The 16655-nt window shown below is 64.7% G+C and carries 16 protein-coding genes; 7 read left to right on the plus strand and 9 right to left on the minus strand.

What is annotated here, in order from left to right:
• Positions 1 to 33 precede the first annotated feature (33 nt).
• The 3 genes from ACVWYQ_RS13180 to ACVWYQ_RS13190 all read right to left on the minus strand — a co-directional run bounded on the left by ACVWYQ_RS13180 (position 34) and on the right by ACVWYQ_RS13190 (position 3253).
• Positions 34 to 1203, minus strand: a complete 1170-nt coding sequence (locus ACVWYQ_RS13180) for a Gfo/Idh/MocA family protein (RefSeq protein ID WP_404543300.1) — start codon at positions 1201 to 1203, stop codon at positions 34 to 36.
• A gap of 116 nt (positions 1204 to 1319) precedes the next feature.
• The gene (locus ACVWYQ_RS13185; RefSeq protein WP_456725692.1) at positions 1320 to 2165 is read right to left on the minus strand and encodes a CmcJ/NvfI family oxidoreductase; all 846 of its coding nucleotides are present in this window, start codon (positions 2163 to 2165) and stop codon (positions 1320 to 1322) included.
• Positions 2166 to 2797: 632 nt separating this feature from the next.
• A complete protein-coding gene (locus tag ACVWYQ_RS13190) occupies positions 2798 to 3253 on the minus strand; it encodes a hypothetical protein (RefSeq protein WP_271543741.1) in 456 nt (151 codons plus the stop codon).
• A 340-nt stretch (positions 3254 to 3593) separates the two neighbouring features.
• On the opposite strand from ACVWYQ_RS13190, the gene glgC reads away from it, so the two are divergent.
• Genes glgC through ACVWYQ_RS13205 form a run of 3 tightly spaced genes read left to right on the plus strand, consistent with a single transcriptional unit; the run spans position 3594 to position 6600 of the window.
• Positions 3594 to 4856 (plus strand): glucose-1-phosphate adenylyltransferase, encoded by a 1263-nt coding sequence (glgC, locus tag ACVWYQ_RS13195; RefSeq protein WP_157284691.1) that lies wholly within the window; start codon positions 3594 to 3596, stop codon positions 4854 to 4856.
• Positions 4853 to 6307 (plus strand): glycogen synthase GlgA, encoded by a 1455-nt coding sequence (gene glgA, locus ACVWYQ_RS13200; protein ID WP_271543738.1) that lies wholly within the window; start codon positions 4853 to 4855, stop codon positions 6305 to 6307. Before glgC ends, glgA begins: the two co-directional genes overlap by 4 nt.
• A 32-nt stretch (positions 6308 to 6339) precedes the next feature.
• On the plus strand, positions 6340 to 6600 hold the full coding sequence (locus ACVWYQ_RS13205) for a SemiSWEET transporter (RefSeq protein WP_036006700.1): 261 nt from the start codon (positions 6340 to 6342) through the stop codon (positions 6598 to 6600).
• 48 nt (positions 6601 to 6648) lie between these two features.
• Here the strand turns inward: ACVWYQ_RS13205 and ACVWYQ_RS13210 are convergent, their stop codons facing one another.
• A complete protein-coding gene (locus ACVWYQ_RS13210; RefSeq protein WP_404543302.1) occupies positions 6649 to 7443 on the minus strand; it encodes a DODA-type extradiol aromatic ring-opening family dioxygenase in 795 nt (264 codons plus the stop codon).
• 154 nt (positions 7444 to 7597) lie between these two features.
• Here ACVWYQ_RS13210 and ACVWYQ_RS13215 point away from each other — a divergent pair, with 154 nt between their 5' ends.
• Positions 7598 to 7777 (plus strand): hypothetical protein, encoded by a 180-nt coding sequence (locus ACVWYQ_RS13215; RefSeq protein ID WP_036006694.1) that lies wholly within the window; start codon positions 7598 to 7600, stop codon positions 7775 to 7777.
• 7 nt (positions 7778 to 7784) lie between these two features.
• On the opposite strand, the gene ACVWYQ_RS13220 is transcribed toward ACVWYQ_RS13215, so the two are convergent.
• Together ACVWYQ_RS13220 and ACVWYQ_RS13225 are read right to left on the minus strand one after the other, a co-directional pair.
• Positions 7785 to 9269 (minus strand): carboxylesterase/lipase family protein, encoded by a 1485-nt coding sequence (locus ACVWYQ_RS13220; protein ID WP_456725693.1) that lies wholly within the window; start codon positions 9267 to 9269, stop codon positions 7785 to 7787.
• 77 nt (positions 9270 to 9346) lie between these two features.
• Complete coding sequence (locus ACVWYQ_RS13225; protein ID WP_036025032.1) at positions 9347 to 9595, minus strand: hypothetical protein; 249 nt, start codon at positions 9593 to 9595, stop codon at positions 9347 to 9349.
• A 191-nt stretch (positions 9596 to 9786) separates the two neighbouring features.
• Between ACVWYQ_RS13225 and ACVWYQ_RS13230 the strand changes: the two genes are divergently transcribed.
• From ACVWYQ_RS13230 to ACVWYQ_RS13240, 3 genes are all read left to right on the plus strand, one after another.
• Positions 9787 to 12471 (plus strand): flavin-containing monooxygenase, encoded by a 2685-nt coding sequence (locus tag ACVWYQ_RS13230; protein WP_271543731.1) that lies wholly within the window; start codon positions 9787 to 9789, stop codon positions 12469 to 12471.
• Positions 12472 to 12605: 134 nt separating this feature from the next.
• Positions 12606 to 12878, plus strand: a complete 273-nt coding sequence (locus ACVWYQ_RS13235; RefSeq protein ID WP_271543725.1) for a hypothetical protein — start codon at positions 12606 to 12608, stop codon at positions 12876 to 12878.
• A gap of 84 nt (positions 12879 to 12962) precedes the next feature.
• Positions 12963 to 13283, plus strand: coding sequence for a hypothetical protein (locus tag ACVWYQ_RS13240; RefSeq protein WP_271543723.1), 321 nt, complete (start codon positions 12963 to 12965; stop codon positions 13281 to 13283).
• Between the two features lie 301 nt (positions 13284 to 13584).
• Here the strand turns inward: ACVWYQ_RS13240 and ACVWYQ_RS13245 are convergent, their stop codons facing one another.
• From ACVWYQ_RS13245 to ACVWYQ_RS13255, 3 genes are all read right to left on the minus strand, one after another.
• The gene (locus ACVWYQ_RS13245; RefSeq protein ID WP_172787410.1) at positions 13585 to 13740 is read right to left on the minus strand and encodes a hypothetical protein; all 156 of its coding nucleotides are present in this window, start codon (positions 13738 to 13740) and stop codon (positions 13585 to 13587) included.
• A gap of 103 nt (positions 13741 to 13843) precedes the next feature.
• A complete protein-coding gene (locus ACVWYQ_RS13250; RefSeq protein WP_456725694.1) occupies positions 13844 to 14362 on the minus strand; it encodes a septal ring lytic transglycosylase RlpA family protein in 519 nt (172 codons plus the stop codon).
• Positions 14363 to 14750: 388 nt separating this feature from the next.
• Positions 14751 to 16403, minus strand: a complete 1653-nt coding sequence (locus tag ACVWYQ_RS13255) for an NAD-dependent malic enzyme (protein ID WP_456725695.1) — start codon at positions 16401 to 16403, stop codon at positions 14751 to 14753.
• Positions 16404 to 16655 lie beyond the last annotated feature (252 nt).

A 16655-nucleotide genomic window follows, 5' to 3' on the forward strand; every position in this document is an offset into this window, starting at 1 on the left:
CTCCCCACCCTCCCCTGGAGGGTAAAGAAGCCCTTACAACACCACCCGCCGCCCCTCCTCCGCCGCCCAATATCCCGCGTAGTTCACCTTGATCGTCTCATACGCCAGCGCGAGGTCCGAAAGCGGCTGGCGCCCGGTCGCAACGCATTCCATGAAGTCCTGGATCTCCTGCAAATAGCCGCGAGTCCATTCCTCCTCGAGGCAGACATATTGCCAGCCGGTTTTGCGGTCGACCTTCTCGGTGATGTAGACGGAAGCGAGCTTCTCCTCGTTGGTCTGATAGCTCATCAGATGATTGTTCGGCGTGATGTTGGCGAACAGGGAGCCGCCGCTCGTATAGGTCTCGATCAGATTGCGCACGCCGCCCATGATCATGTCGCCGGAGAACACCGTCGCCTTGGTGCCGTCCGAGAAAGTGGCGGTGAGCGTGCCCCAGTCCTCGACGTCGAGGGGATTGGCCTTGATGTAGCTGCGCTCCTCCGGCTTGAGCCCGGCGGTGACGTTGCCGACATCGCCGGTGACGCTGTCCACATGGATGCGCTCGCCGCGCGCCTTGGCTTCGACCTGCTTCAGATACAGCACGGCCGAGAGGGGATGGCAGCCCATGCGGATCAGCGAGCCGCCGCCGGTCATCGCCCATTGCGCGGCATGCGCGGCGTGCGAGCCGGAATGGCTCTCCTCGCCCTTCATGAACAGGATCTTGTCCTTGGTCGCCTTGATGATCTCGGCGGTCTTGGTCACGGCCGGCGCGTAGATCCAGTCCTCGGCATACATGAAGAGCTTGTCCGTGCGCTCGATCGCGGCGCGCGTCCTGTCCATCTCCTCGATCACGCGCTCATACATCAGCGCCTTCGGCACGTGCTTGCCGATCGGCTGCTGATCGCCTTCGCGGCCGAAATAGCCGGCGAACGGCTTTTCGCAGATGACGTGCCTGCCGGACTGCATGGCGGCGACGATCATCTCGGCGTGAAGATTGGGCGGGGTGCAAACGTCGACGACGTCGAGATCGCGGTCGGCGATCAGCTCGGCGAAGCTCCGGTAAACACGCGGGATATTGTGATGCCCGGCAAACGCGACAACCTTGTCGCCGCGGGCAGCAACCGCCGCGACCTCGACGTCAACGCCATAGACGCGCCGGAACGCATACATGTGCAGCTCCGACACGAAGCCGCAGCCGACGAGTCCCACCCTGATCCGAGTCATAGCGCCCCCTGTCTTGCTTTGGGCGGCACTATAGCGTGCTCGGGGGCCTAATCCACCGAGACCTGAACGACGCCCGCGCCCATGATGCATGGACCCGGCAGGGGCATCACACTTTGTTACTGCTGGTGGAACACCAGCGTGCGGACCTCGATGCTCTCGCGGGGCGCGGCATCGGCCGGCGTGGTCGGATCGACGAATGCGGTATGCGGCCCGAAACGGGTCCGGCCGTCGGTTGCGGAATCGTAGCACTTCAGCAGCAGCGCCTCATCCGGCGTCATCTCCGGGAAATAGAACCAGCGGTGGTTCGGATTGTACTTCACCGAATAGGTCTCGCCGCGGCGGTTGGGATAAATCAGGTCGGAAGCGACGAGGTCTTCCGGCTTGACCGTGGTTCCGTCGGCCATGGCGAGCGGTGAATCCCGCAAGGGACCGCGGATCGGCCGCCACAGATTGATCACCTGCACGCGCCCCTTCAGCAGCTCCTCGGCTTCATCAGGCAGATGCTCGCGGACGCGGTTGGCGCCGGACGTGATGGTCTGGTCGACATGGACGCGCGTGGCAGGCTGACGCGGGCCGCCGTCGCGGATATCAGGCGCGCCCTCAACACGCTTGCGCACGGTGTGATCGAAGATGACGACGCGGTCGGCCTTCAGCGTCGCGCGCAGAAAGGCCTCCACGGCGGGATAATAGACCGCCCTCACCTCGTCCTCGTTGTAGAAATCCTTCACCTGCGTCGGGTGACGCACCAACGCAAAGCCCTCTCGATCCAGCGAGAAGTTCTGCGCGATAAGCCGCGCATCGAAGATCGGCACCTTATGCGGCTCCGGCAGCGAAGTGCTCTTGGGCTCACCCGGCGGCGGATCAAACGCGTAGGTACGCGGCTTGCCTTCGATCGGTGCGAGATAGTTGAGTTCGGCAGTGACGAAGGGAAGCGATTCGATTTTTGTTTCTTGCAGGCCCATGGCCGGTCTCCCGATGTGGTCGTCGGATTGATCTTTGCGGGAGTGCGCCGTGCCGCAAGAGCTGCGGTGCAAATAGCAATGAGGGTGTTGTCGGGCCGTGAGAATGCAGAAGGAATATTTCGAAGAAGGCGATTGCGCTGGAACGTGCTCGTCGCGCTTCACGAATGCTTGAGTGACTCGTGAGCTCTCACACCCACAGTCGTCATTCCGGGGCGCCCGAAGGGCGAGCCCGGAATCCATCGAGCCGCAATGTCTGTCGATGAATGGATTCCGGGCTCGCGACTTCGTCGCGCCCCGGAATGACGACGGAGCATTACATTTTCGCCTTCGATTGCGTCCGTGAATGAACGGCCCACGATCTCCGCTGCGTCCAGCTTCTGCTTGATCAGTCCCAGCGGAAATACAGATCGATCGTAGCCTGCGCGTCGGCGCCCACGCCATCATCGATCGGTCGGCCAGTTCGTTGACCGCCGCCGCCGACCGCAGCTTCGCAGCCGCGGGATCGAACTAGGCGGAGGCGGCGGGATGCGCAGGCTTCACCTCAAGCCCGCCATTGCATCTCGCCGCGATCCTGCTCATGCATGTTGCATGCATGAGCCTGATCGTGTGGCTGCCATCTAGCCGCGCGGTGCTCACCAATAGGCGCGGTAGTAGGGACGGGGATAAACACCGAACGGGCGGTGATAAACCCGGTACGGCCGGTAATAGCCATAGCTGTAATACGGACGGTACGGCCGATAATATCGCGGATAGACCGGTGCGTAGCCGTAGCCGCCGTAATAGGCGGGGGCGTAACCATAGCCGTAGCCCGGATATCCATAGCCGTAGCCACCGTAATAGGGTCTGCCATAGTAACCGTAAGGCGCGCTGCTGGCGATGGCGCCGCCGATGAGCGCGCCGGCTGCGAGACCACCGAGGGCAAAGCCCCAGCCACCGCCGCGCCAATGCACCGGTGTGACATTATCACCGGCCGCAGCCTTCATCGTCGCAACGTTGGTCGGCATCGGGGCCGCCGTGGCCTGCCCGATCTGGGCCACCATGACCACGCCGACCAATGAACAGGCAATCGCCGTCTTCCAGATCCTCATCGTCCTACTCCCTGTCTGACCTTTCGCTTGGAAAAAGGATCGCAGCGTCATGATCGGACATCCTTGCGCCAAGTCAAAGCATTGAATTTCAAAGCTTGGAGTTTGCGTGCACCGCACAAGACGCTTGCCTCCGTTCTGATCAACCGGTGCCCGGCGACGTCGCCGCCTGTGACAGCCGCGCGACGGTGGCTGAGGCCCGATCACCCGGCAAGGCATTAAGCTTCCCGTGCATTCGCAACCAACAACCACCTTCACGATTTACTATTCGTGCCATTACTATCGGTTCCAATGTGCGCGGCCGGGAGGCTTCTCGCGAGCGCCAGAGTTGTGGGAGGATCACATGAGTGCCGCGAGACCCGAGCCGCTTGCCCGTCAGGCGCTGGCCTTTGTCCTGGCCGGAGGACGCGGCAGCCGCCTGCTGGAGCTGACCGACCGCCGCGCCAAGCCGGCGGTCTATTTCGGCGGCAAATCCCGCATCATCGATTTCGCGCTGTCGAACGCGGTGAACTCCGGCATCCGCCGTATCGCGGTGGCGACCCAATACAAGGCGCACAGCCTGATCCGGCACCTTCAGATGGGCTGGAACTTCTTCCGCCCCGAACGCAACGAGAGTTTTGACATCCTCCCCGCCAGCCAGCGCGTCTCCGAGAGCATGTGGTATGTCGGCACGGCGGACGCGGTGTACCAGAACATCGACATCATCGAATCCCACGCCTGCCGCTTCATCGTCGTGCTGGCCGGAGACCACATCTACAAAATGGACTACGAGGTGATGCTGCGCCAGCACGTCGAGAGCGGCGCCGACGTCACCGTCGGCTGCCTCGAGATGCCGCGGACCGAATCCTCCGGTTTCGGCATCATGCATGTCGACGAGAACGGCTGGATTCAGGAGTTCCTGGAGAAGCCGAAAGATCCGCCGCCGATGCCGGGCAAGCCGGACGTCTCGCTCGCCAGCATGGGCATTTACGTGTTCGACGCGAGATTCCTGTTCGATCAGCTCAAGCGCGATGCCGAGGACCCGAACTCGAACCACGATTTCGGCAAGGACATCATTCCCTACCTCGTCAAGAACGGCCGCGCGATGGCGCACCAATACTCGACCTCCTGCGTTCGCTCCGGCACCGACACCCCCGCCTATTGGCGCGACGTCGGCACGGTCGACGCCTATTGGGCCGCCAATATCGACCTCACCGACGTGGTGCCCGAGCTCGACCTGTTCGACCGCGCCTGGCCGATCTGGTCCTATGCCGAGATCACGCCGCCGGCGAAATTCGTCCATGACGAGGAGAGCCGGCGCGGCCAGGCGGTGAGTTCGCTGGTCTCCGGCGGCTGCATCATCTCCGGCGCCTCGCTGCGCCGCTCGCTGCTGTTCACCGGCGTGCGCATCAACTCCTACGCCAATGTCGAGAACGCGGTGATCATGCCCTACGTGAATGTCGGCCGCGGCGCCCGCTTGAGGAACGTCGTGATCGACCGCGGCGTCGAGATCCCGGAAGGGCTCGTCGTCGGCGAGGATCCCGAGTTCGACGGAAAGCGCTTCCGCACCACCGAGCAGGGCATCTCGCTGATCACCCAGCCGATGATCGACAGGCTCAATACATGATGCCTGTTCGCGTCCTCGCGGTCGCCTCTGAAGTCTATCCCCTCATCAAGACCGGCGGCCTCGCAGATGTTGCGGGCGCGCTGCCGGTTGCGCTGAAGGCGCATGGCGTCGAGATGCGCACCTTGCTGCCGGGCTATCCCGACGTGATGCGCCTTTTGTCCGGCACAGAGGAACTGCGGCGCTGGCCGGATTATTTCGGAGGCCCCGGCCGGCTGCTGGCGGGCTCGCATGCCGGGCTCGATCTGTTCGTGCTGGACGTGCCGCATCTCTATGCGCGGCCGGGCAACCCCTATGTCACCACCGATGGCATCGACTGGGCGGACAACGGCGTGCGCTTCGCCGCGCTGTCGCGCGTGGCGGCCGATATCGGCCACGGCCTCGCGCCGGCCTTCGTGCCCGATGTCGTGCACGCCCACGATTGGCAGGCGGGGCTCGCGCCGGCCTATCTGCACTACGACAATCGTCCGCGGCCCGGCACCGTGATGACCATTCACAACATGGCCTACCAGGGCAAGTTCGCCCCTGAGCTGATCGGATCGATCGGCCTGCCCTGGCATGCCTTCAACGTCAGCGAACTGGAATATTTCGGCGGCATCAGCTTCTTGAAGGCCGGCTTGCGCCTTGCCGATCGCATCACCACGGTATCGCCGACCTACGCGAAGGAAATCCAGAGCGACGAAGGCGGCATGGGCCTCGGCGGCCTGCTTCGTGAACGATCGAGCGTGCTGAGCGGCATCCTCAACGGCATCGACACCGAGGTCTGGAATCCGCAAACCGATCCGCACATCGCCTACCGCTTCGGCGCGGAAGACCTGACCTTCCGGGCCGCGAACAAGGCGGTGCTGCAGCAGCAGTTCAATCTCGATTCCTCGGACGAAGCGCCACTGCTCGGCGTCATCAGCCGGCTGTCGTGGCAGAAGGGGCTCGATCTCCTGATGGAAGCCATCCCAACCATCCTGCGCGAAGGCATGCAGCTCGCGCTGCTCGGCAGCGGCGACCGCGATCTGCAGGATGGCTACCAGGCCGCGGCCCGCTCCAATCCGGGCCGGATCGGCGTCGTGATCGGCTATGACGAAATCCTGGCGCACCTGATCCAGGCCGGCTCGGACGCGCTGATCGTGCCGTCGCGCTTCGAGCCGTGCGGCCTGACCCAGCTCTGCGCGCTGCGCTATGGCGCGGTGCCGATCGTCTCGCGCGTCGGCGGCCTCGAAGACACCATCGTCGATATCGGCGAGGCCGACGCGTCCGGCCACGATGCCACCGGCTTCAAGTTCGCCCCCGTGACGGCGGATGCCCTCGCCGGCACGCTGCGCAAGGCCAACACCGCCTTCCACGACAAGCTGACCTGGCGCCGCTTGCAACGCAGCGGCCTTGCGACCGACGTCTCCTGGCGCAACCGCGCCGGCGACTATGCCGCGCTGTACCGCGGGCTGATGACGGCCCGCGCGTGAGGCAGAGCCGAATCCATGCTATAGAGCCGGACATGGACCCCTTCGCGATCAAGCTGCTCGGCTTTGCCGCCGCCACCTGCACCACCGTCGCCTACGCGCCGCAGTTCATCAAGGTCTGGAAGACCCGCTCGGCGCGCGACATTTCCCTCGGCATGTTTCTGGTCATGATGCTGGGCCTCACGCTCTGGCTCATCTACGGCCTGCTTTCAGGCGATGCCCCTCTGGTCGCGGCGAACGCCGTCACCATGGTTCTTGCCGGCGGCATTCTGGTAATGAAGCTGAGATATGGGTGAGGCTTTTCTTCGCCTCTCCCCGCTTGTGGGACGACGGAGAAGAGATCATTACCCAAACACATACGAGGCCATCGCCACATGCGCGACCTCGTCGACGAAGACGCGCCGTCCGACGTCGCTTCCCGCAGCACCGGCCGCCACCATCAGCGGCAGCAGATGATCCTCGCGCGGATGCGCAAGGCGGGCGCTCGGCGCATTCTCCCAATCGACCAGCATGGCATTGCGGCGCGCCGCATCGGGGTTGCTGATTGCCTCGTTCAGGTAGGCCTCGAAATCATACGAGACGGGCTTGGACTCCGGACGGTTGAAGCCGCGCATGTTGTGATAGGTCAGGCCGCTGCCGACGATCAGGATGCCTTCGTCGCGCAAGGATGCGATCGCCTGCCCCACCTTGACGTGCTCGGCCGCGTCATAGCTGGACTTCAGCGACAGCAGCACGATCGGCATGTCGGCATTCGGATACATCAGCCCGAGCGGAACGAACGTGCCGTGATCGAAACCCTGGTCGGGATCTTCGCGGCAATCGAGGCCGGCATGCGCGAGCAGCGCCTTCACTTGCGCGGCAAGCTCGGGCTTGCCCGGCGCCGGATATTTGAGCTGGTAGGTATGCTCGGGGAAACCGTAATAGTCGTACACCATCGGTGGATGCGGCGAGGTCGAGACCGTGAAGGCGTCGGCTTCCCAATGCCCGGTGATGACCAGCACCGCCTTCGGCCTCTCGGGCAGAAGCTGCGGCAGGTTCGCGAACGCCTCGGCAGTCCTGGCGTATTGCACCCGCCTGTCCTCCATGAAGGGCCAGGGGCCGCCGCCATGCGACAGGAACAGGGTCGGAAATCGCGTCATCGGCTCGTCTCGTTGACAACAGGCGCGTGCGAGCGGTCCGCACGATCGGCGGTGAGCATAGGCAAAGCGGCATGGTTAGCAAGTCGTTAACGATTTGCCGCCCAGAATCCCCGCTGGGCCGAAGCAGTCGGCCTGAAGACAAGTGAGACGTGCGATGAGGAAGTTTGCGCTGGGGGACGTCGTCAACAGTGACAAGGGCCGCCGCGGTGTCGTCCGCGCCGCCTTCAAGTCGCGGGATGGCCAGCAGTTCTATGCCGTCGAGAAGGACGGCGCGATGGATTATCTGGAGGAAGACCGGCTCAGCCCGGCGCCGCGCGTCGAGCTCGCGGCTTAAATGCGATTCATCTCCTGCCCTCATTTGCGAGCCGGTCGAGGCGATCCGCGATTGGATCGTCACCGCTCGCGATGCCATCGTTCGTGATCAGCAGCAGGCGATCGCCGCTAGCTGCGTCCCAGCGTGGCAGATCGGGACCATGTAGGTCGGGACCATTGGGATCGCCACTTCGGGCGAAGTTTATCCAATAGGCGCGCATGCGGCCTGCGACCTCGCGATCGCGCCGCGACAGGATGCCCGCACCGGGCACGCCTTCCGCACCGAAGATGAACTGCAGCTCGCGCCCGTGGCCGACGTCCGGATTGGCGCGCCTGGCCTCCGGCACATAGGCAAAGCGATAGCGAAAGGTCGGCGCGCCGCCTGCCGCGTGCAGACGTGCCAGCAGCCGCACCGGCTCGGAAAAGACCTTGTCGGTGTAAATTCTTGCCGCGAGATCCGACGGTCTGGTGAGATCGGGATAGAGCTTGCGCAATTCGCCGCCGCCTGCGCCCGGCGGCGCAAGCTCCTCCTTGATCGCGGTCTCGTTCTCCAAGCCGGTCTCATCCTGGTTCGAGCCGACGATCAGGGGAATGCGGCTTTGGCGTCCGGCCGCAAAACCTGCGGCGAGGTCCTCGCTCACAAGACGTCCATCCATCATCGGTGCAAAGCTGCTTGGCGATGTCTCCAGCAATTGTTTCTCGGCGGCCAGCAGGCGCCGCGGCTCGACTGCGCGCAGATCCGTCTTCGGCGAAAGCGCGGCCACGAACTCCCGGCCGACGGCCTCGGCCTCATCTGCCGAACGCAGGCGCGCGCGGCCGGGCACCGATTGCAGAATGGCCTTGTGGAAGAGATCGCGCGCTTGCGCGGACAACATCAGCAGCGCGATCGATGTCGCGCCTGCATCGCTGCCGAACAGCGTGACGTTGCCGGGATCGCCGCCGAAGGCCGCGATGTTGTCGTGCACCCAGTGCAGCGCGGCGATTTGGTCCATCAGGCCGAAATTGCCGGAGCCGGCGTCCGACAGCGCGGGATGCGAGAGCCAGCCGAGCGCGCCGAGGCGATAATTCACGGTGACCACGATGAGGCCCGCCTGCGCCAGCTTGGCGCCATCGAATAGCGGATCGTTCGCGGTGCCCGTGACGAACGCGCCGCCAGGGATGAACACCATCACCGGCAACGGGCCGTCGACCCCGAAAGGACGAAACACGTTCAGCGTCAGGCAATCCTCGCTCGCCGCCGGCAGCGCCGGCTGAAGGCACGGCGCGCCGTATTCGTAAGCGGTGCGCATCTCCGAGCTTTCGGTCGTCGGCTGCGGCGGTTGCCAGCGCAGTGCCCCGACCGGCGGCGCCGCGTAAGCCAGGCCCTTGAACGAGGCCACCTCGCCTTCCACGGCACCGAGCATCTGCCCTTCACGGGTCAGCGCGAATGGAAACTGCCCGACCGGCTGGGCGGCGGCCGAACCGGCGCCACACAAGACTGCAATAGCCGCAACGAATGCAAGCAAGGCCCGCATCTTCGCAACCATCTCGATGAAGGGTTTCGGCAGGTTATGTCCAGAGCCGTCGGCAAGGCAAGCCTCGCGCCTTGAGCCTAACCGCCTTTGCCAATCAGCTCCGCGAGCGCGTGGCGCGCGACGATGCCGAGCTCGCCCAGCGTGGAGTGGCCCGCCCGTGCCGCCTCGATCAGGCGCTCGGCGATGAACCTGCGGCTGTCGTGATCGCCGCCATGCGGCAGTTGCCGGCACGTCTGCTCGAGGACGACGTCCATGTTCGCTCTGGTTCGCTCACTCAACTCTGTCATGACGCCCGGGCGGTACGCGTGGCTTGTAAGCGCAAGCATACACAGAAGGACGATGGCTGATTACCCCGGGCGATCACGGCCATTGTGCATCGCGGTGCGTGTGGTGCCGCAACCTTCGCGCGGTCACGAAGCCGCCGCAAACGACCACCCTAAGATTGCACTTGCTGTAATGACAAGCTGAGCCTGCGGCTATAGCCTGCCGCCAAAACAAGACATCCGGGAGGAATACCATGCCTGACGCAATGGTTGCCACACGTGCCTCCGATGAGCGCGGAACCGCTCAGCAGGTCGATGTTGCCGTGGTCGGCGCCGGATTTGCCGGCCTCTACCTTCTCTATCGCCTGCGCAAGGCGGGGTTCTCGGCAGTCGGGCTCGACGAGGCCGGCGATGTCGGCGGCACCTGGTACTGGAACCGCTATCCGGGCGCGCGCTGCGACATCCAGACCATCGACTACAGCTACACGTTCGATCCGGAGCTCGAGACCGCCTGGGCCTGGTCGGAGAAATACGCGACCCAGCCCGAGATCCTGCGCTATCTCGGCTTCGTCGCCGATCGCTACGATCTGCGCCGCGACATCCGTTTCAAGACCAAGGTCACCGAAGCCAGATGGGACGAAGCGTCCGAGCGCTGGCTCATCACCACGGACAATGGGCCACCCGTCTCCTGCCGCCATTACATCATGGCGACCGGTTGCCTCTCCGCGCCGAAGCCGCCGGAGATCGACGGCGTCAAGGACTTCAAGGGCGAGGTCTATTTCACCGGGCGCTGGCCGCATGACGGCGTCGATCTCACCGGAAAGCGCGTCGCCGTGATCGGCACGGGCTCCTCGGCGATCCAGTCGATCCCTGTGATCGCCGAGCAGGCTGCGCATCTGACGGTGTTCCAGCGCACACCGAATTTCGCTTTGCCGGCGCATAACGGCCCGGCGCCCGCGGACCGCATGAGCCTGCTGCAGAGCGACCGCGCGGCCTATCGCGAGCAGGCGCGGCAGTCGATGGCCGGCGTGCCCTACCCGCAGCAGACGGTCGTGAGTTGGCAATTGAGCGATGCCGAGCGCCGCGAGCGGTTCGAACGCGCCTGGGCCGCCGGCGACCTCGTCCACATCCTGACGCAGCTCTGGGCCGACCAGGCCGTCGACGTCGACGGCAACAAGATCGTCCAGGACCTGATCCGCGAAAAGATCCGCGTCGCCGTCAAGGATCCCGAGACCGCCGCGGCGCTGATGCCGGACGACCATCCTTTCGGCGCGAAACGCCCCTGCCTCGAGACCAATTATTACGCAACCTACAACCGGCCGAACGTCACGTTGGTCAATCTGCGCAAGGAGCCGATCAAGGCGATCACCGCGAGCGGCATCTCCACGAACGGTCGCAGCTTCGACGTCGACGTCATCGTCTTCGCAACCGGCTTCGACGCCATGACCGGCGCGATCCGTGCCGTGCATCCGATCACCGGGCGCGGTGGCAAGTCGCTGTCCGATGTCTGGGCGCAGGGACCGCAGACCTATCTCGGCCTCACGGTCGAGGGCTTCCCGAACTTCTTCATGATTACCGGACCCGGAAGCCCGTCGGTGCTGTCAAACATGGCGGTGTCGATCGAGCAGCATGTCGACTGGGTGGTCGATCGCCTTGCATCGCTGCGCGATGCCGGCTTCACCACAATCGAGCCGACCGAGACGGCACAGGCCGGCTGGAACAGGCACATGGCCGACTGCTCGATGCTGACGCTGCACCGGCTCGCCAACACCTGGTACACCGGCGCCAACGTGCCGGGCAAGGTGCAGGGCCTGATGCCCTATACCGGCGGCGTCGGCCCTTATCGCAGCATCTGCGACGAGGTGGTCAGCCGCGGCATGCTCGGCTTCAAGCTCACCGGCCCCGATGGCGCCGCGCAATGCAATGACGGCGAGGTGGTGCGCCTGCAGCCGGACGTGCGGCTGGTGCTGAACCTGCTCGCCTCGCTCAACCTGCCGCCGATCGAGTCGATGGGCGCGCTCGGCGCCCGCGCCTTCGTCAACGAGTTCAACAAGGGCCGGCCTGCGGGGCGGCCGATCGGCGAGATCGTCGACGGCACCCTGCCTGTCGCCGACGGCGCGCTGCCCTACCGCGTCTACAAGCCGGCAACGCCGGGACCGCATCCGGTCGTGGTCTATTTCCACGGCGGCGGCTGGGTGCTCGGCGACGAGCAATCGGACGAGCCGTTTTGCCGCGACATGGTGCGGCGGACCGGCATGATGTTCGTCAGCGTCGGTTATCGCCACGCACCGGAGCATCGCTTCCCGACGGCTGCGGAGGACGGCTATGCGGCCACGCGCTGGATCGCCGAGCACGCCGCCGAGCTCGGCGGCAGGCCGGGCCCGGTGCTGGTCGCCGGCTGGAGCGCCGGCGGCAACATCGCGGCCGTCACCTGCCAGCTCGCGCGCGACCGCGGCGGGCCAGCCATCGCCGGCCAGCTTCTGGTCTGCCCGGTCACCGACTGCAGCTTCGAGCGGCCCTCCTACAACGAAAACGGGACCGCCTACTTCCTGACGCGCTCGCTGATGTACTGGTTCTGGGACCTCTATTGCTCGCCGGCGGACCGCACCGACCCGCGGGTCTCGCCGCTGCGCGGCAAGGTCGCCGGCCTGCCGCCGGCCCTCGTGGTCACCTGCGAGTTCGATCCGCTGCGCGACGAGGGCATCGCCTATGCCGAGGCAATGGCCGCAGCGGGCGTGCCGGTCGAGCAACTGAAGGCGCGCGGCCACTTCCACTCGTCCTTCGCGATGGTGGACGTGGTGATCACAGGCGTGTCGGGCCGGGTGCAGATGGCGGAGGCCTTGCGGCGCTTTGCCGGGCTGCCGCCGGAGGTCCGCCGCGGCGAGAACAACCAGGAGCATGACAGCCCCGGGCGCAGGATCGCGGCGGCCGCGAGCTGAGTGGCGACAGGCCGCCGGGAACCTTTTCCCGGCTGCCGCGTTGGGGTTTCGTGGCATTGAGATGCAGCGATAGGCTTATGGGCCCCGGCACGCGAGCACGTGTGCTGGGGTCGTGTTTTGCGTGAGGCAGGGCGATGGGGGACGTGGTCGGGGATTCAAAGGTCGATTTCGGCGCGCTTGCGGCGCTGCATAAATGGCCATCACTTGCCAATCAGCGCCAGCCTGACCGGGAGCCCTACCAGCTCATCGAAGGCACGCTCGACGATTGCATCTCGGCTTTCATGCAGAAGCCGGCGACGACCCGCCATCTCTACGAGATCCGCACCGTGGCGCAGCCGCCGCTCGTCACCGAAATCCTCTCCCCCGAACACGTCCTCGAGCTGTCGCGCTTGAGAGAATTTCTCTGACGCCCCTCACAAGCGCGCGAGCAGGAACCTTCTTCCGGTTCTTCCCGTTGTCAGGGATCAAAGCAATGACGTGAGCGCCTCGAGATGTTTGACACCGGCGTATCATCACCGATCGTGCCTTACGGAGCGGACCAGACCCTGTTCGTAGTGGTCGATCGCCGTGACGAGGCGACCGAAATCCGCATCGAGCGCAGCGATCTTGACACCACGATCGGCGAGCTCGTCGCCGGCTGCTTCAATGACCCGATCAAGGTGATCTCGTTCAACACGCTCGAGCACTGGATGAAGGATATCTCGTGCGACGTCGCCGGCGAGATCCGCGCACGGTGCGACATCTATGGAATAGAGCTCCCCGATTATCTCAGCGACTTCATCGAAAGCCACTCTCAAAGCGCGATGAAATGAAGCTCGCTTGCAGAAAGGACGGAGGTGCGCTCCCTCCCTGCTTGCGGGAAAGACTATCGCACGTCCATCCTTCGAGACGCCCGCTTTGGGCGGGCTCCTCAGGATGAGGGCGGAGTGCGCGTCAGCAGTTTCAACGAGTACTGATGCTGATTAGCCTCATCCTGAGGAGGCGCGTCAGCGCCGTCTCGAAGGACGAGGCGTGCGCGCAGGCCGCCGTCACAAGTCGTATGCGATAGCCCTGCGCTTTGCGGGAGAGGAAATGCACCTTCCTTGTAGCAATCAAACCTGACCGCATCGCGCTTTAGTTGCGGCGGTGCTTGCCGGCGATGACCTCGATCTCGCGGCGGCGTTCGCCCGCGAAGGTCAGCAGCTTTTCGATCGTCAGCGTATCCGTGATCCGTTTGGCGAGCCGCTCGGCGCGCGCAGCCTGATCTTCGAGATGCTGGATCGTGTTCAAGCGCCGCCTCCCCCAAAGTCCCCAATTGTGCGGGCAGCCATGGTGCTTGAGAAGCCGCTAACAGCCGGTTAAGCGCGCCGCATCGGTCGCGACGCGTGGCGCCCTATTGCACGACCTCGAGCCTGACATTGGTGATGCCCTTGTCGACCATGCCGAGCGCCTCGGCGGCGGAAGGCGAGATGTCGACCACGCGTCCGCGCACGAAGGGCCCGCGATCGTTGACCCTGACCGTAACGAAACGGCCGGAGGAGGTCTCGGTAACGCGCAGCTTGGTGCCGAACGGCAGGGTGGGATGCGCCGCGGTCAATTCGTTCCTGTCGAACTTCTCGCCGCTCGCGGTCTGCGTGTCCGAATAGAAGCTGGCGATGCCGTGCGAAGCGGTTTGCTTTGCGTCACGGTCGGGGACGCGCGCCCGGCTGATCGGGCGCGGATGCAGCGCGGCCACCCTTTGCGGGCGCTCCACCGCGGCTTGCCGGGTAGTTCCGGCGAGATCGGCTTTCTGACGGCCGACCGGCGATTGCGAGCAGGCGGCGAGCGATGCGGCCCCAAGGATTGCGACCAACAACCGGCTCGAGCTCGCCAGCGACATCCGGGCAGTTTCGGCACTTGCAATGCGAGACATGATGCGCCCTCCGAACAACCCCAAGTTTCGGTGGGCAATGAGGGCAGAACCTTGTCGGAACAAAAGCGGCTCTGGGGCCGCCTTCGTTTCGCGCCAGCTGTGGCGATTCCACCACAGTGACCTGTTCAGAATCGGGACAGATCGGCCCCCTTTAGGCGCGATGAAATGAGGCTTGATCGCGCAACGACGGAGGTCCGCTCCCTCTCCCGCTTGCGGGAGAGGGTTGAGGAGAGGGTGTGCTTCCGCAATGGGACAATCTCCCCAAGAGGAGAAAGCCCTCTCCCGGCGCTTCGCGCCGACCTCTCCCGCAAGCGGGAGAGGTGAACGAGCCGCGGCAATACCAAAAGCCTGGCGAGTGCCTAACCAGATCAACCGTCGGCCTGGTCCCTCAGTACTTCGGCTCGTACATTTGCGACTGGACCAGGGCCTTCACGTCGTTGGGCGCGGGTCCGTCGGCGAGCGCGCGTTGATAGGCCACATCCGCAACCGCCGCCGCGATGCGCACGGAGACCTCGCGGATGCGCGGCAGTGCCGGATAGAGGCTGCCCTGAGCGAGGTCCTCCTTGCCGACGCAATCGGCGAGCGCGTGGGCCGCCGCCATGAACATTTCGTCGGTCACGAGGCGCGAGCGGCTGGCGATGACGCCGAGGCCGACGCCCGGGAAGATGTAGGAATTGTTGCCCTGGCGCGGCACGAAGCTGCGGCCGTTGAGCTTGACCGGATCATACGGACTGCCGCAGGCGAACAGCGCGCGTCCCTCCGTGTAACGATAGGCATCCTCCGCCGAGCACTCGGCTTTCGAGGTCGGGTTGGAGAGCGCGAACACGATCGGCTGCTCGTTGAGCTCGGCCATCGCCTTGAGCACGTCGGGCGTGAAGGCGCCGCCGACCGCGGCGACGCCGATGATCGCCGTCGGCTTCAGCGTCTTGATCGCGGTGAGGAAGTCGGCGATCGGCGCCTGACCGGCATGGGCATAGCGGAGCTTATGGCCAGAAAGGCCTTCACGGCCGCTGACGACGAGACCGCGGGAATCCACCAGCCAGTTGCGGGAAAGCGCGTCCGCCTCGGACGCGCCTTCCGCCATCATGGCGGAGACCACGAGATCGGCGATGCCGGTCGCCGCCTCGCCCGCCCCGAGGAACAGGATCTTCTGATCCTTCAGCTTGCCGCCGGAGATGCGCAGAGCCGAGAATAGGCCGGCGAGCGCCACCGCCGCGGTGCCCTGGATGTCGTCGTTGAAGACGCAGGCCTCGTCGCGATATTTGTGCAGCAGCTTGAACGCCGAATGATTGGCGAAGTCCTCGAACTGGATCAGCACGCCCGGAAACGTCTTTCTCGCGGCCTGCATGAACTCGTCGACGAAGCTGTTATAGGCCTCGCCCGTCAGCCGCCGCTCGCGCAGGCCGAGATAATAGGGATCGTTCAACAGCTCTTCGTTGTTGGTGCCGACATCAAGCACGATCGGCAAGCACGCTTCCGGATGCACGCCGGCGCAGGCCGAATAGAGCGAGAGCTTGCCGACGGGGATACCCATCCCGTTGGCACCGAGATCGCCAAGTCCCAAAATGCGCTCGCCGTCGGTGACGACGATCAACCTGGCCTGGTAGGGCCAGTTCTTCAGAATCTCCGCGATCTGGCCGCGGTCGCGCGAGGAGATGAACATGCCGCGCGGCCGCTGGAAGATCAGGCCGTATTTCTGGCAGGCAAGCCCGACCGTCGGGGTGTAGATGATCGGCTGGATCTCGTCGATATTGTCGACGACGACGCGGAAGAACAGCGCCTCGTTGCGGTCATGCAGCGCATTCAGGGCAACGTATTTTTCCAGGTCCGTCGGCAGCGTGCGTAGATTGGTGAGCACGCGCTGAGCCTGGGTCTCCATCGTCAGCACGCAGGGCGGCAACAGGCCGCGCAAGCCGAGTGCGGCGCGCTCTGCTTCCGTGAAGGCCGTGCCCTTGTTGAGCAGGGGGTCGCGCAGCAGCGTCATGCCGTGCGCGATCTCGGATGATGTCGAATGGGCGCTGACCCGAGCAGGTCTATTCACGATTCCCCCAAGGAGTTTCTTATTGAACCGCGGCCATTGTCGGCCAGCGTTCAGTCGAGATCAAGGACGTAGCGACTCCGGCCGCGATCGTGATCTCGCACCGCAGCAGATTTTTGCAAACGCCTGGCACTTGCGCGCGAAAGGTTAACACGCCAAGGCTTTTGCTCCCATGATGAGGTATTGGGATCGGCGCGTCCTCTCTACCACCGTCATTCCGGGGCGCGCGTCAGCGCGAACCCGGAATCCATCGCG

The organism is Bradyrhizobium sp. USDA 3397, from assembly GCF_054060965.1.